This window comes from Ruegeria sp. BE10 (assembly GCF_056538905.1).
In genome coordinates this window covers 33,553-47,268 of sequence record NZ_JBQFTX010000009.1, presented here as the reverse complement: position 1 = coordinate 47,268, position 13,716 = coordinate 33,553, and the positions used below count along the sequence as shown (strand labels likewise).

Annotated in this window: 12 protein-coding genes; 7 read left to right on the top strand and 5 right to left on the bottom strand. The window is 59.3% G+C overall.

What is annotated here, in order from left to right; all coding sequences use genetic code 11:
* Window positions 1–17: 17 nt before the first annotated feature.
* Genes ACR0M2_RS17615 through ACR0M2_RS17600 form a run of 4 tightly spaced genes read left to right on the top strand, consistent with a single transcriptional unit; the run spans window position 18 to window position 2,634 of the window.
* The gene (locus tag ACR0M2_RS17615; protein WP_170350913.1) at window positions 18–428 is read left to right on the top strand and encodes a universal stress protein; all 411 of its coding nucleotides are present in this window, start codon (window positions 18–20) and stop codon (window positions 426–428) included.
* 48 nt (window positions 429–476) lie between these two features.
* Window positions 477–983 carry a sulfopyruvate decarboxylase subunit alpha gene (gene comD / locus ACR0M2_RS17610; protein ID WP_170350914.1) on the top strand — a complete coding sequence of 169 codons (507 nt, stop codon included), beginning with the start codon at window positions 477–479 and terminating at the stop codon, window positions 981–983.
* The gene (gene comE, locus ACR0M2_RS17605; RefSeq protein WP_480706303.1) at window positions 980–1,534 is read left to right on the top strand and encodes a sulfopyruvate decarboxylase subunit beta; all 555 of its coding nucleotides are present in this window, start codon (window positions 980–982) and stop codon (window positions 1,532–1,534) included. Before comD ends, comE begins: the two co-directional genes overlap by 4 nt.
* The gene (locus ACR0M2_RS17600; RefSeq protein ID WP_480706457.1) at window positions 1,534–2,634 is read left to right on the top strand and encodes an alpha-hydroxy acid oxidase; all 1,101 of its coding nucleotides are present in this window, start codon (window positions 1,534–1,536) and stop codon (window positions 2,632–2,634) included. Before comE ends, ACR0M2_RS17600 begins: the two co-directional genes overlap by 1 nt.
* Window positions 2,635–2,643: 9 nt before the next feature.
* Here ACR0M2_RS17600 and ACR0M2_RS17595 read toward each other — a convergent pair whose 3' ends face one another.
* Genes ACR0M2_RS17595 through ACR0M2_RS17580 form a run of 4 tightly spaced genes read right to left on the bottom strand, consistent with a single transcriptional unit; the run spans window position 2,644 to window position 8,205 of the window.
* Window positions 2,644–3,384: a maleate cis-trans isomerase family protein gene (locus ACR0M2_RS17595; protein WP_480706301.1), complete on the bottom strand. Its 741-nt coding sequence runs from the start codon at window positions 3,382–3,384 to the stop codon at window positions 2,644–2,646.
* Window positions 3,381–4,463 carry a pyridoxal phosphate-dependent aminotransferase gene (locus ACR0M2_RS17590; protein WP_480706299.1) on the bottom strand — a complete coding sequence of 361 codons (1,083 nt, stop codon included), beginning with the start codon at window positions 4,461–4,463 and terminating at the stop codon, window positions 3,381–3,383. The genes ACR0M2_RS17595 and ACR0M2_RS17590 overlap by 4 nt, the downstream gene beginning before the upstream one ends.
* A complete protein-coding gene (locus ACR0M2_RS17585; protein ID WP_480706298.1) occupies window positions 4,460–6,109 on the bottom strand; it encodes a hydantoinase B/oxoprolinase family protein in 1,650 nt (549 codons plus the stop codon). Before ACR0M2_RS17585 ends, ACR0M2_RS17590 begins: the two co-directional genes overlap by 4 nt.
* A complete protein-coding gene (locus tag ACR0M2_RS17580; RefSeq protein WP_480706296.1) occupies window positions 6,106–8,205 on the bottom strand; it encodes a hydantoinase/oxoprolinase family protein in 2,100 nt (699 codons plus the stop codon). Before ACR0M2_RS17580 ends, ACR0M2_RS17585 begins: the two co-directional genes overlap by 4 nt.
* A 306-nt stretch (window positions 8,206–8,511) precedes the next feature.
* Between ACR0M2_RS17580 and ACR0M2_RS17575 the strand changes: the two genes are divergently transcribed.
* The 3 genes from ACR0M2_RS17575 to ACR0M2_RS17565 are packed head-to-tail and all read left to right on the top strand — an operon-like array spanning window position 8,512 to window position 11,669.
* The gene (locus ACR0M2_RS17575) at window positions 8,512–9,810 is read left to right on the top strand and encodes a hypothetical protein (protein WP_480706294.1); all 1,299 of its coding nucleotides are present in this window, start codon (window positions 8,512–8,514) and stop codon (window positions 9,808–9,810) included.
* Between the two features lie 18 nt (window positions 9,811–9,828).
* The gene (locus tag ACR0M2_RS17570; protein ID WP_480706292.1) at window positions 9,829–10,947 is read left to right on the top strand and encodes a cytochrome-c peroxidase; all 1,119 of its coding nucleotides are present in this window, start codon (window positions 9,829–9,831) and stop codon (window positions 10,945–10,947) included.
* On the top strand, window positions 10,947–11,669 hold the full coding sequence (locus ACR0M2_RS17565) for an MbnP family protein (protein ID WP_480706290.1): 723 nt from the start codon (window positions 10,947–10,949) through the stop codon (window positions 11,667–11,669). Before ACR0M2_RS17570 ends, ACR0M2_RS17565 begins: the two co-directional genes overlap by 1 nt.
* Window positions 11,670–11,684: 15 nt before the next feature.
* Here the strand turns inward: ACR0M2_RS17565 and ACR0M2_RS17560 are convergent, their stop codons facing one another.
* Window positions 11,685–13,637 carry a 3-hydroxyacyl-CoA dehydrogenase NAD-binding domain-containing protein gene (locus tag ACR0M2_RS17560; RefSeq protein WP_480706288.1) on the bottom strand — a complete coding sequence of 651 codons (1,953 nt, stop codon included), beginning with the start codon at window positions 13,635–13,637 and terminating at the stop codon, window positions 11,685–11,687.
* Window positions 13,638–13,716: the final 79 nt, after the last annotated feature.

The window sequence follows — 13,716 nt, the reverse complement described above, 5'->3', positions numbered from 1 at the left end:
AAGAAACGGAGGGATTCATGTATAAGAAAATTCTGGTTCCAATGGCGTTGGATCACGATATTTCGCAACACACGCTAGAGGTCGCCCGCGCGCTGACCGCCGAGGGTGGCGAGATCGTCGCGCTGCACGTCTATGAGATGCCACAGGGTTCGGTCAGTGCCTATCTGGACAAAGAGATGGTCGCGGAAGGCTTTCGGGCCGCTGCCAGAGTATTGAAAGAAAAGACTGAGGATCTTGAGGGCATCCAGCCCGAGATCGTCAAGGGCCACACCGCCCGGAGCATCATTGACTACGCCAACAGCAATAATTTTGACTGCATCGTCATCGGTTCGCACAAGCCGGGCCTCAGCGACTATTTTCTGGGATCGACCGCGTCGCGCGTCGTCCGTCATGCCGGATGTGCGGTGCATGTGCATCGTGGCATCTGAACCATCAATCGCGCCCCGGGCGCCCCAAACAGGACTGACAGACCGGAAATGAACATAGACAAGAAGATCACTGACGATCTGGTGGCGAACGATATTTCGTTTGTGACCACCGTCCCGTGTAAGCAGCTTGCTGGCGTGATCGAGGAGATCGACGCGCGGGAAGAGATTTTTCACATCCCGTCAAACAAGGAAGACGAAGGGATGGGCCTGTGCGCAGGCGCGTGGATGGGCGGTAAGCGCCCGGCCATCATTATGCAGAACACGGCGATTGGAGTGACCATCAATACGCTAGCAACGCTGATCCAGTATTATCGCATGCCGCTGCCTATGCTGATCTCATACCGTGGAGAATTGCGCGAACCCGTTGCCTGTCAGGTCGAGATGGCTGTGCACACCAAAGCCTTGCTGGCGCAGATGAACATCCCGACCTACCACTTTCACCATCAGGCGGATGTCGAGGAACTGGATGCGATCCTGAAATACACCTTCATGTGCAACAAGCCGGTCGCAATCCTGACCGATGCCAATTTCTGGGGAGGCTACGGCGACCAATGATCCGTTCTGAGATTCTGAAAGAAATCGCCCCGATCCTGCGTGATCAACTGGTTGTCTGCAACATCGGTATCCCCAGCCAGGAACTGCACGCAATCGATGATCAGCCGAACAATTTCTATATGCTGGGCACGATGGGGCTGGCCTCATCCATCGGTCTTGGGCTGTCACTGTCGCAGCCGAAGCCGGTGATCGTGATTGACGGGGATGGTTCGATCCTAACCAATCTTGGCACGCTGCCGACCATCGCCAACAACTTGGCCGATAACTATATCCTGCTGATCGTCGACAATGGCTCTTATGGCTCAACCGGGGATCAACCGACCTATGCGGGGCAAAAAACTTCTCTGGCGAAAATGGCCGAGGCTGCCGGGTGCGAACGTGTGATCGAATGCCAGGCCGAAGATACAGGCCGTGTGCTGCAAGAGGCGCTGGATGCCAAACAGATGACCATCATTGTCAGCAAATGCGAAAGCGGGAATGCCAAGATGCCTGTCATCACAATGGATCCGGTAGTCATCCGTGACCGCTTTATGAAGGCCGTTCAGGCTTGATCCCAAGCAACGCGATCCACAGCGCAGAAGACGCCCGCCGCATTTCGCGGCGGCGTCTGCCGTGGATGGTATTCGACTATATTGACGGCGCGGCGGGGCTTGGAACCGGCGCGGCCCGCAACCGTGCCGCCCTGGACGCTATGACAATACGCCCGCGGGTGTTGCGGGACGTCAGCGAACGGTCTCTGGCGACCGAAGTCTTCGGCCAGCCCACACAACGCCCTTTCGGCATCGCGCCAATGGGCATGTGTAACCTGTCCGCACCCGGGGCTGATCTGATGCTGGCCCGTCTGGCCGCGCGGTATTCCGTGCCCTTGGGCGTGTCCACGGTCGCTTCGACGTCGATGGAGGAGATTGTTGTCGAAGCCGAAGGCAACGCCTGGTTCCAGCTTTATTTCAGCGGCGACGGCTCGGGCACGTTCAAGCTGGTCGATCGCGCCCGCGCTGCAGGTTACGAGACGCTGGTGCTGACCGTGGATGTTCCCGAGGTCGGGCGACGCCCACGTGAGCTGCGCCATGGGTTCAAGATGCCCTTTCGGATCGGCCCACGCCAATTCGTGGACTTTGCCCTGCATCCGAAGTGGTCCCTTTCAACCCTGATGGCAGGTAAACCTCAGATGGCGAACTTTCTGACTGAGGGTTACGAGTTCGACCGCACCGAAAGCCGCGCAAAGGCAACATGGGAGACGCTGGCCCGTCTGCGCGATCAATGGGAGGGCAAGCTGGTCGTCAAAGGGGTGCTGGACCCCGAGGACGCGCTGGCCGTGAAAGCAGCGGGCGCGGACGCACTTCAGGTCTCAAGCCACGGCGCGCGGCAGCTGGACAGCGCCCCGGCGGCGATTGAAGCGCTGCGAGAGATACGCACCGCCGTGGGCGAAGAATACCCGTTGTTCTATGACAGCGGGTTGCAGTCCGGTGAGGACGCCATAAAGGCCCTATCCGCGGGTGCGGATTATGTGTTCTTTGGCCGCATCCTGCAATTTGCCATGGCCGCCGCAGGCGAGGCGGGCCTGCAGCAGCTTTGGGATGTGTTGAGCGAAGAATTCAGCATCACCATGGCCCAAATCGGAGTGACATCCGTTGGTGAACTGAAGGATTGACCGCTCGGATCACCTTTCGCGTTCCAATAGCTGTCCGTACCCGGGGATGGGTCCATCGATATTCAACAGTTGCAACGCCTGAAACAGCATCGCCTGGTTCGAGCTGATCACCGGTTTCCCAACCACGTCTTCCAGCCGGGCTATGACCTCGACGCTGCGCATGTCGGTGCAGGACAGAACCAGCGCGTCGGCCTCGGGGTGATCAGCCCCGCGGCCCAGTTCGAATACGGCATCCGGCTCTAACGCCCCCTGGCCTTCATTGCCAAGCGGTTCAGACACTTCCGAGCGTTGGATCGTGTCCACCCCCAGCTTGCCCAGAAAAGCAATCGCCATGTCGTTGATCGCCGGAACATAGGGCGAGGCGAAACCGATACGCTTGGCCCCCAAGGTGGACAACGCATGCACCAACGCCCCTGCTGCGGTCACCGTCTTGGCCCCGCTATCGGCGCTGATGCGGTTGGCCAGATCTCGGTCGAACTCTGGGCCATGAGTCAGCGTGGCCGAGGTGCATCCGTAAAAGACAACGTCCGGCTTGGTTCCCATCAACAGGCGCAAAGGCTCATCCAAGTCGGCGGCCCCTAGATCGTGCATCTGGGATTCGTCGGGGATTTCATCCTCGTCATACCCACCCAATCGGGCTACGTGCAGTGAAACGCCTGTAGGGGACATCAGGGCCAGGTCAGGCTCAAAATTGGTGTTGGTGAAGGGCACCAGCAGGCCGAACCGGGCCCGCCCTCTGGAAGCTGTCATATCTGTCCCTCCTGTTTCCATTGCGTCAGGATTTCTATCGCTTTGACCATCGCCGCCTGCGGACCGACGGTCATGCGCAGGGAATGAGGCAAGCCCGCGCCGCCTTGTGGGCGCAGGAATACGCCCTCGGACCGCAACCTTTGGTCCGCGCTTGCTGCGGCTTCGGTGCTGCCCATGTTGAGCAGCACAAAGTTGGTGAAACTGGGGTAAGGCACGAACCCGGCCTGTTTCAACTGGGCCGTTGCCTGATCCCGCAAGCTTGCGGTGATCGCGCAGGTTTCGCGCATATAGGCATCGTCCCGCACGGCTGCCGCGGCAGCGATTTGGGCGCTGGCCGGGACGTTGTTCGGATTCATCACTTTACGCAACTCTCCGGCGATGGCAGGTGGGAACAGACCCCACCCGACGCGAAACCCCGCCATGCCGTAGGCTTTTGAAAACGTGCGTAAAACGACTGTGTTTCCGCCCTGAACCAGATCGAAACACCGCTCGCCCAGGTGATCAGAAAATTCGCCATACGCTTCATCGATCACCAACAGAATGTCAGGCCGCAGGCCCTGACGCAGGCGGACAAGTTCGGCTTTCGGAATGCGCGTGCCGGTCGGGTTGCCGGGGTTTGCGACAAAGACGATCCCGGTATCCGGTTGGACCGCGGCAAGCATGGCGTCGACACTGACGACGGCATCTACTTCGGCGGCAGGGTCGAACCGCGCGTTTGTCACCTGCGCCACCGTTTGAAAGAACGGATAGGCATGGGCGGGCGCCAGCACCGCCCGGTCTGGCCCTGCGAACACGCGCGCCAGGCATCCGATCAGGTCGAGCGATCCGTTGCCGCACAAAATACCATCGGGATCTATTCCGTGCAGTTCGGCCAGTGCGTGCCGCAGGTCCGTCCAGTCCGGATCGGGATAGAGCATCGAGCTGCCCAACGCCTGCGCTGCCGCTTCGGTCGCCTTGGGGCTGGGCGGGCGCAGGCTTTCATTTTGCGACAGCGAGATCAGGGTTTTGCCCTCGGGCGCGTCAAGGTTGGCCAGCGCATAGGGGGACATGCACGCAATATGCGGGTGCGGTTGGGTCATGTTTGCCTCCGATACTGGGTTTGGGCCATCGCCTCGCTGACAAGGCCCGCGCGGACGTCGCTTTGCACCGCCTCCTCCGGGCGTTCCTCGGGCAGGCCAAAGCCACCCCCACCCGGAGTTTCAAAGATCAGCGTTTCACCGGCCTTGATCCGAACCTCACCTTTGCCCGGCAGTTGGCGGTTTTCCGGCATCACGGTGATGCGACCGGACGCGCCGTCCAACCCACCTTCTCGGCCGTTGGCAGGGTTCTTGATCCGCTCGACCGACAGGAACAGCATCAAATCCTGATCCTTGGACGCGCTGAGTTCGATATGCTGCCCCAGACCGCCGCGCAGACGCCCGGCGCCACCGGAATCGGGCCGCAGTTCACGACGGTGAAAAAGCACAGGGGCAACCGCCTCGGTGGTTTCGACCTGACTGCCCCAAACGCCGCTGGGAAAGGCCGTGGCCGACAGACCGTCTAGCCTGGGGCGTGCGCCTGTGCCGCCATTGAACACCAATTCCAACGCAAACTGGTCATCGCCCCGGTCGATCGCTTCCGGCGCGTGGCGCAGGGGCAGATCGTACATGCATGATGCCCCCTCGGCCGGAACCTTTTCAGGCAGGGCCTGCGACAGGCAGCCATAGACCAGGTCGGGGGTCATCTGCCCCAATGTATGTCGCATCGCCACCGGTGCCGGAGGTTGCGCGTTCAGGATACAACCCTCGGGGCCCGTCACCCGAAACGGATCGAGCGAACCCGCATTGTTCGGGATATCCGCCCCGATGATGCAACGCAGGGCAAAGACGGAATAGGCGGTTGCATAGTTCAGTGGCACGTTGATCCCTTTTCCCACACAGGCCGCTGTGCCGTCGAAGTCCAGCAAAAGGTGATCATCGGCGATGGTCAGCGCTGCGTGCAGTTCGATCTCTTTGTCGTAACCATCTACTTTCAGCACGTGTTGCCATGTGCCCTTGGGCAGGCCGGCGATGGCCTCTAACGTGCCGCGACGTGACGTTTCGATGATGTAATCGGACAGCGCGCTCAGGTCGGGGATGCCAAATTCCTGCATCATTTGAACCAGCCTCGTCGATCCGGCCTCGCAACAGGCGATCAAGGCATAAATGTCACCTTCGTTCGCGATGGGCTCGCGCGAGTTGGCTTTGACGATCTCAAGCACCAGCGCGTTGACCTCACCCTGGCTGACCAGTTTGCAGGGGGGGATCAGCAGCCCTTCGTCATAGATATCCGACCCTTCCGGCCCCATGCCCAACCCGCCGAGATCGACCAGATGCGAGGTGCAGGCCGTATAACCGATAACGGTATCGCCATAGAACACAGGCATCATTAGCAAAAAGTCGTTCAGGTGGCCCGATGCGATCCACGGATCGTTGGTCATGTAGATGTCGCCGGGTTTCATGTTGCTCTCGGCAAATCTGGCACGCAGGGTTTTGACTGCCTCGGCCATAGTGTTGATATGTCCGGGCGTGCCGGTGACAGCCTGGGCCAGCATCCGGCCCTGCGTGTTGAATATCCCGGCCGAGATATCGCCGCATTCGCGCACGATCGGGCTGAAGGCGGCGCGGATCAGCGCTTGACCCTGTTCCTCGACCACGGCCAAAAGCCGGTTCCACATCACTTGCAGGCGTGTATCTGATTGGATCATCCCTTGGCCTCCTCTTGCCGCGTCAGCCAGATATTGCCCTGGCCATCGACGGTTGCGCTGAAGTCTGCGCTTACAAATGTGGTCGTTTGTGCTTCGACAATCAGCGCCGGACCGCTGAATACGGCTCCGGGCGTCAGGTCGGTGCGGTTGAACACGCCTGCGGCGCGCCATTCCCCGGTGACGTCGCAAAGAATCTGACGCTGTTCGGTTGCCTCCATCTGTTGTTGCAACGGGGTGCCGCAATAAGGCTCATGCGCCGGTGCTGGAGATGAAAGGGACAATCCCCAGTTCAGAATCTCGATGGTCATACCGGGTACGATACGGCTGAACTGTCGGCTGTATTCCGCCTCAAAAGCCTCCCTCAGCGCATTCAGATCCGAGGCAGCCAAAGCGCGGTCGGGCAGGCGGATTTCGATCTCATGCCCCTGACCATGGTATCGCATATAAGCGATCCGGCGTTGTAGCAGCGCACCGTCGGGCGCACCGGCGCGGACAACCTGTTCCGCCTCGGCCTGCATACTGCCGAAGAACCGGTTCAGCCCGTCGATATCCAGACTGTCCAACCGAGCATAGCGTGACCGTATGACTTCGTAGGAAACTGGCGCGAACAGAAATCCAACAGCCGAGCCGACGCCGGGATCACGCGGGATCAACACGCGCCGCATCTGGGCGCGGCGGGCGACACGGGTGGCGTGCAACGGACCGTTACCGCCAAACGCGATCATCAGCCGGTTGCCAAGATCCTTGCCGGATTCCACCGCGTGCATTCGCCCGGCGCTGGCCATGCTTTCGTCGACAATCTCGCTGACGGCAAAGGCGGCCTGATCGGGGTTCAAACCCAACGGCTCGCCGACATCCTTAGCCATCGCCTGTTGTGCTGCGTTTTCATCAATCTGCAGTCGTCCTTCAGCAAAACGCCCCGGTTCGATCAGACCCAGCGTTAGATCGGAGTCAGTGACCGTGGGATTTCCCCCTCCCTTGCCAAAGGCTGCCGGGCCGGGATCTGATCCCGCGCTATGAGGGCCGACCTGAATGCGACCCAGACGGTCGACACTGGCGATGGAACCGCCCCCGGCGCCGATCTCGATCATCTCGATTACCGGTATCCGAACCGGCATGCCCGAGCCTTTGATAAAGCGTTCGGCCCGTGAGATTTCAAATTTGCGAGCGGTCTGAGGGCGATATTCGTCGATCAGGCACAGCTTGGCGGTGGTGCCGCCCATGTCAAAGGACAACACGTCGGTTTCGCCCGTGGCCTCGGCGATGCGGGCGGCCAGAATGGCCCCCCCGGCGGGGCCAGATTCCACCAATCGGATCGGCAGCCGGGCGGCGGTGTCCAGCGTGGTCATGCCGCCGCCTGCTGTCATCATCAGGATCGGGCAGGTTAATCCCATCTGCCGAAAGCGCGCCTCAAAATCCTGCAGATATCCGGCCATGAGCGGCTGCACGTAGGCATTGGCAATGGTGGTACACAGCCGGTCGAACTCGCGCGCTTCGGGGCTGACCTCGTGGCTGAGTGAGATGACCAAATCGGGCATATGCAGCGCCAGCAGATCGCGCAGGGCCAGTTCATGTGCAGGGTTGGCATAGGCGTGCAGCAGGCAGATGGCGACGGCCTCGACCTCAAGCGCCGTCAGTTCGTCCACCAAAGGCGCGATGGCCGCCGCGTCCAACGGTTCCAGTTCCTGCCCGTTGACGTCCATGCGCCCACCGATGGTCAGCGAATGGGTGCGCGGCACGATCAGGTCGGGTTTGACCAGATCAATCGCATATTGGCTGTAGCGCCGCTCATAAGCGATTTCGAGGATATCCCGGAACCCACGCGTGGTGATGGTGGCGGTCGTGGCCCCGCGTCGTTCGATCAACGCGTTGGTGGCCAGCGTGGTGCCATGAATGAACCCGGTTACCCGATGCCAATCGGCACCAGCGGCTTCAAGCACATGCGTGGCACCCGCAACGGCACCAAGGGCGGGGCGATGTGGAGTGGTGGGAGTTTTGGTGGTTGCCACCACCTGCGATGCGCTGTTCAGCAGGACGGTATCAGTAAACGTACCGCCGATATCGATTGCCATGCGCAATCCATCTGGTTGGATCATTTGGGTATCAGCCTGAAAAGGTGGAACAAACCCGAAGTCGGGTCAGATGATAACGGTCTGTCCCCGCGGGTTAGACGACCAGATCGCACCCGGTGTCGCGACGCATCATCGGTTGTCGAAGGGTGGCTGTCACAGCTTCGGTTCCTTATCCTCTGATGCCTAGAACATTGAGTGAGGAATGCCCCATCCGTCAACAAATCTTTCGGTCCCCAGGAATTTGGTTCCATTCCAATATTGTGATATGACGTAGGGTAAGGTGCATCTTATTCACAAGTATTCCTAAATTTCATCTCAGGGGGGGAAGTTATGAAATTCAGCCATACTACACGTAGTGTTCTGATCGGTGCTGGCCTAATACTGGCAGGTCTGTCGCCCGCATTGTCGCAGGACCGCGAAGAAAGCCAGGGCATGGTGCTGCTGCGCGGGCTGCCGACGCTGGATACGACTCACAGTATCGCAATCATTGAGCTGGACCCGGAGTCGGATCGGTTCGGAGAAATCCTCAGCGAGGTTGAACAGCCTGAGATGGAGCATCCCTTGCACCATCTGTATTACAGCCCGAATGGCAGGCTCTATGCCACGGGGCTTGATCCCTCGTGCAGCCTGGCCGAGGTCGGGTTGGCCCGCGATGCGGGCGGTGCGCCGGTAATTTCGGGCTTTACCTGTCTGGATACGCAGGGACAGATGGTGGGTGAAGACATCATGTGGGCCAATTCGAACGGTCAGGAATACATGTTCGTGACCTTCATGGGCGGAACCGGCGGCGATGATGGCGGTTCGGTGGGCGTTTTTGATCCACAGACGAATGAGGTCGTAAAAGTGATCGAAGCCCGCAAAAGCCAGGTGGGCGAAGGCGCGCCCTATATCATGTATCCGCATGGTATCTCGGCTTTTGAGGACCGCATGGTCGTGACCTCGACCGTGCATCCGGATCTGGCCACCGGTGTTGGCAACATGTTGACGATCATTGATCTGAACGCGCTGGAGCCCATTGAAAACATCGTGGTTGAGAAAGAAAAGCCGCTGGACTTTCCGTCCTCTCCGGTCGAGGTGCTGTTTGCCCGCCCGGGCATCCATCCAGATATCGAACCGGCCATTCTGGCCAATACAATGTTCGGGTTCGAGACGTGGAAAGTACCTTATGACGCCAGTTCCAAGAGTTTTGGTGAGGCCGAAGTGATCTATAGCGGTGTTGCCAATGAAACGGCTGTACCTCTGGAATTCTACGGCACCGAGGATGAGCTGTTCATCTCGCATGCCCTGCCGGGTGTGGTGAAACGCTATGAATTGGCCGCGTTGCCCGAGCTGGTGCCCAGCGGGCCGGATATCGTCGCCGATCCGGGGGCGCATCATATGATCTTTTTCACCTCGGCTTCGGGGCGCGATTTGATTGCCGTTCAGAACAATCTGCTGAATCTGGGCAACGGGGTTGAAGATGATCCGACCGATGTGGATTTCATCGCCGATCTGGCCAGCCATACGATCTCGGTTCATGATCTGGAGACCGGAGAGCGTCTGGCCACGATTGATTTCAAAGAGCGTTACAACAAGGGAGTGGATAACCTCGAAGGACTGTTCGGCTCGGGGTTTGTTCACCACCACTGACGGCCGTTGGGGGGCGGAATGCGTTGGGTTGTGTTGATCCTGGCCGCCGCAGGGATTGCGGTGGCTGGTTGGATGGTTTGGGATCGGATGCGCGGCCCGACGGCAACGCCCATTGCCGATTTCTCAGCCCCTTTTGTGTTCGGGCGGTTTGCCGTTCCGCCCGACAACCCGCTGACGCAAGAGGCGTTCACGTTGGGCCGGCACCTGTTCTATGACCCCATCCTGTCGGGCAACAATGACGTGTCCTGCGCAACCTGTCACGTGCAGGAATTGGCGTTTACCGATGGGCTGGCAAAGTCGCCGACATTGTCCGGGGGTGAGCTGGACTTTAGTTCGATGAGCCTCGCCAATTTGCTTTGGGGGCAGGAGAGGTTTTTCTGGAACGGCCGTGCGACCTCGTTGGAAGAGCAGGCATTGATGCCGATCCAACATCCGGATGAGATGGGGCAGGATATCGATGCGCTGATGGAGGAGCTTCAGGCCTCAGGGTCTTATCGCAAGATGTTTCGTCAGGCCTATGGTGCGGTCACGCCCGAAAATACAGCCAAGGCGCTGGCGACTTTCATGCGGCTCTTGATCTCGTCAAACTCGAAATACGATCAATACCTACGGGGTGAGGTCCGGCTGACCGCGCAGGAAGAACATGGGCGCAAGCTGTTCATGGCGCATCCTGATACCAAGGTGTCCCTGCGGGGCGGCAATTGCATCGATTGCCACAGTCAGTTCCTGACCTCGGGCTTTCGCGATGCGCTGGACGGGTTTTCAAACAACGGGCTGGATCCGGATGAGACCTTGCCCGACGGTCTGATGGCGGTGACGGGCAACCCGGCGCATAAGGGGTTTTTCAAGGTTCCGACCCTGCGCAACATCGCCGTCACAGCTCCCTACATGCATGACGGTCGGTTCGACACGCTGGAGGATGTAATGGACCATTACAACGATGGTATCGTGGTCAGCGATACACTCAGCCCGTTGATCCTTGAGGCCGACAACGCGCCCGAGGCGGGGCAGGAAACGGTGGGCCTGCGCATGACGCCCGATGAAATCCAGGCCATCATCGCCTTCCTGCACACTCTGACGGATGAGGCGTTTCTGACCAACCCGCAGTTTTCCAACCCGTTCGAGGGAGGGTCGTGATGCGTCCGATCATTGTAGTTTCAGCCTTGGTGGTCCTGATCGCGGGGTGGTTCGTGCTGAACCCAGGGCAAAACAAAGCCAAGCCGATCACGCTGACATTCCACGCCCAGATGGGGGATGAGCCTCTGATCTATGATCAATTCATCTATGATAATCCGGGCGGGCAGGGTCAGTTCAGGGTTCGCGACTTCAGGTTCTACCTCAGCAACCTGTCTTTCGAGCACGGGGATGAGACCTATGCCGAACCCGAAAGTTATCATTTGCTGCGCTTTGACAATGCGGACAGCGCGCATTCGATCACCTTGCCTGCCGTGCCATTGCCATCGATTGAAACTGTGCGGTTCTTGATCGGTGTCGACCCGGCTGCGAACAGCTCGATTGAGGTGCGCGGGGACCTGGACCCCAACAGTCAGATGGCCTGGAATTGGGAGGTAGGGTACAAATTTGTCGTATTCGAAGGGGCGCTGCAAGTGGGTGGGGACGTGTCCCCCCTGGTCTATCACGTGGGGTTTTCCGAGAACGCGCGCGAGGTCGAATTTTCAGTTCCGGCAGAGGTTTTGGCAGACGGAAAGCAAGAGGTTCATCTGACCGTCGATCTGGCGAAACTATTCGACAATGCGGCACAGATCGACATGCAGGCGCTGCCCTCGGTCAAGTTCAACCGCACTGATGCCGAGGTGCTGGCCAACAACTATGCCAACATGATCGCGCCGAATTTCTGAGGGTGTTCAATCCAACTAAGGGTGGTGTTTCAGGAACATCGGGCCGCCGCGCCAGCGTGGAAAGCCATACCCGTTGACCATGACCACGTCGATATCCTCGGGGCGCCGCGCTATGCCTTCCGTCAAAAGGGCCTGCGCCTCGGTCTGCATAGTGGTCAGAATGCGCTGGACGATCTCGGTGTCGGATATCGGAGTGCGCGCGATCTTTTTGCGCGCGGATTCCGCGAGAACAAGGTTTTCCACCCATTGCGATGGGGTCGCTTTGTCGTCCGCGTAATCGTACCAACCTTGGCTAACCTTGCGCCCGAAACGTCCCGCCTCACACAGCTTGTCGGCAATGTGAACATAGCGCTGGGCGGGGTCGCGGGTCGCAGCTTGGCTTTTGCGCTTGGCCCATCTGATGTCGAGGCCCGCAAGGTCCTGCATCTCAAACACCCCCATGGGAAAACCAAAATCGCGCATCGCCTGATCAACGTCCCATGGAAGGGCACCGTCTTCGACCATGTATTCGCATTCACGTCGATAGGCTGACATGATGCGGTTGCCGATAAATCCGTCACATACTCCGGCGGGCACGGCGATCTTTCCAAGCTTGAGGGCCAGCGCAAAGCCAGTGGCCACAACGGATGAGGCGGCATTTTCTGGGATGATGACCTCAACCAGTTTCATGATGTGGGCGGGTGAGAAAAAGTGCAGGCCGATCACACGTTCGGGGTGTCTGGTTTGGGCGGCCATGGCGCTGATATTCAGATAAGACGTGTTGCTGGCTAGAATGGCGTCGCGCCGGATATGCTTATCAAGCTCCTGAAAAACCTGCGCTTTCAGCTCCATGTCCTCGAATACAGCCTCGATGATCAGATCGGTTTCGGTCAGAGCTTCGAATGTGGTCGTGGTTGATAAAGCGGCGGTCAGAGCCTCCAGCTTGTCTTGGTCAATCAGGCCGCGCTTTCTGCTGTTGTCTAGGATGGCTGTGATGCGACCTTGCCCGGCTGCACGGGCAGCTTCGTCCCGTTCAGCCAAGGTCACTGGCAGCCCTGCCAACAAGCAGGCGGCGGCGATTCCGGCCCCCATGGTGCCCCCACCAATCACGCCGATGCTTGTGAGCGGATGGGGTTCCATGTCCTTCAGTTCGGACAGTTTCGACGCTGATCTTTCGGCAAAGAAGATGTATCGCAAGGCCGCGCTTTGCGGGTCGGATTTCAGGGTCAAAAACGTCTCACGCTCTTGAATCAGAGCTTGATCCGCGGGCAGATCGAGCGCGGCTTGCACGGCCCTTGCTGCTGCGGCAGGCGCATGTGCGCCGCGCGCTTTTGTGATGATGCCGGTCTTTGCTGCTTCCCAAGCTGTTGGGTCCATAACTGGTTTGGCGTTCCGGTGCCGCAAAGCAGTTCTAGGGCGAGCGTTTGCGGCCGACCGGGCCAGCGCACTGGCACAGGCCATCAGGTCACCGTCGGCGATATCGTCAATCAGACCTAGGTTCAGCGCCGTCGTAGCAGAGATCGGCTTACCGCTGGTCACCATGTTCAGCGCCTCAAGCGGGTCGATCAGGCGCGGTAGTCGAACGGTGCCGCCCGCACCAGGGATCAGGCCCAGCGTTACCTCGGGCAGGCCAAACCTGGTGCTGCGCAGCGCCACGCGGTGACTGCACCCAAGCGCGATCTCAAGTCCACCGCCAAGGACAGAACCGTGCAGTGCCGCGACCCAGGGCTTTATTGTGTCTTCAATCGCCTGGATGACGTCCGGCAGGTGGGGTTCCATTGGCGACTTGTCAAACTCGCGTACATCCGCACCAGCAGTGAATGTCCGACCTTCAGCGCACAGTATGACGGCCTTGGCAGAGGTGTTCGCTTCGGTCTCAGCAATGGCTGCCAACAGCCCCGCGCGCACTGCCTGACTGGCCGCGTTCACAGGCGGGTTGTCGATCGTCACAACCGCCAAATCGTCCTTTGTTTCGACACGCACCACCATCCGGCCACCCGACGTTTTGGAGAATAACTGAAAGCGTAACTTCTCGCAAAAAAACTTCAAGCATAAAATATTTTAACTT

What these genes read in the sequence shown, in the direction of transcription:
- comD (WP_170350914.1), top strand. Translation starts at nt 477, where the DNA reads ATGAACATAGACAAGAAGATCACTGACGATCTGGTGGCGAACGATATT.
- comE (WP_480706303.1), top strand. Translation starts at nt 980, where the DNA reads ATGATCCGTTCTGAGATTCTGAAAGAAATCGCCCCGATCCTGCGTGAT.
- ACR0M2_RS17590 (WP_480706299.1), bottom strand. Translation starts at nt 4,463, where the DNA reads ATGACCCAACCGCACCCGCATATTGCGTGCATGTCCCCCTATGCGCTG.
- ACR0M2_RS17580 (WP_480706296.1), bottom strand. Translation starts at nt 8,205, where the DNA reads ATGATCCAACCAGATGGATTGCGCATGGCAATCGATATCGGCGGTACG.
- ACR0M2_RS17615 (WP_170350913.1), top strand. Translation starts at nt 18, where the DNA reads ATGTATAAGAAAATTCTGGTTCCAATGGCGTTGGATCACGATATTTCG.
- ACR0M2_RS17575 (WP_480706294.1), top strand. Translation starts at nt 8,512, where the DNA reads ATGAAATTCAGCCATACTACACGTAGTGTTCTGATCGGTGCTGGCCTA.
- ACR0M2_RS17595 (WP_480706301.1), bottom strand. Translation starts at nt 3,384, where the DNA reads ATGACAGCTTCCAGAGGGCGGGCCCGGTTCGGCCTGCTGGTGCCCTTC.
- ACR0M2_RS17565 (WP_480706290.1), top strand. Translation starts at nt 10,947, where the DNA reads ATGCGTCCGATCATTGTAGTTTCAGCCTTGGTGGTCCTGATCGCGGGG.
- ACR0M2_RS17585 (WP_480706298.1), bottom strand. Translation starts at nt 6,109, where the DNA reads ATGATCCAATCAGATACACGCCTGCAAGTGATGTGGAACCGGCTTTTG.
- ACR0M2_RS17560 (WP_480706288.1), bottom strand. Translation starts at nt 13,637, where the DNA reads ATGGTGGTGCGTGTCGAAACAAAGGACGATTTGGCGGTTGTGACGATC.
- ACR0M2_RS17570 (WP_480706292.1), top strand. Translation starts at nt 9,829, where the DNA reads ATGCGTTGGGTTGTGTTGATCCTGGCCGCCGCAGGGATTGCGGTGGCT.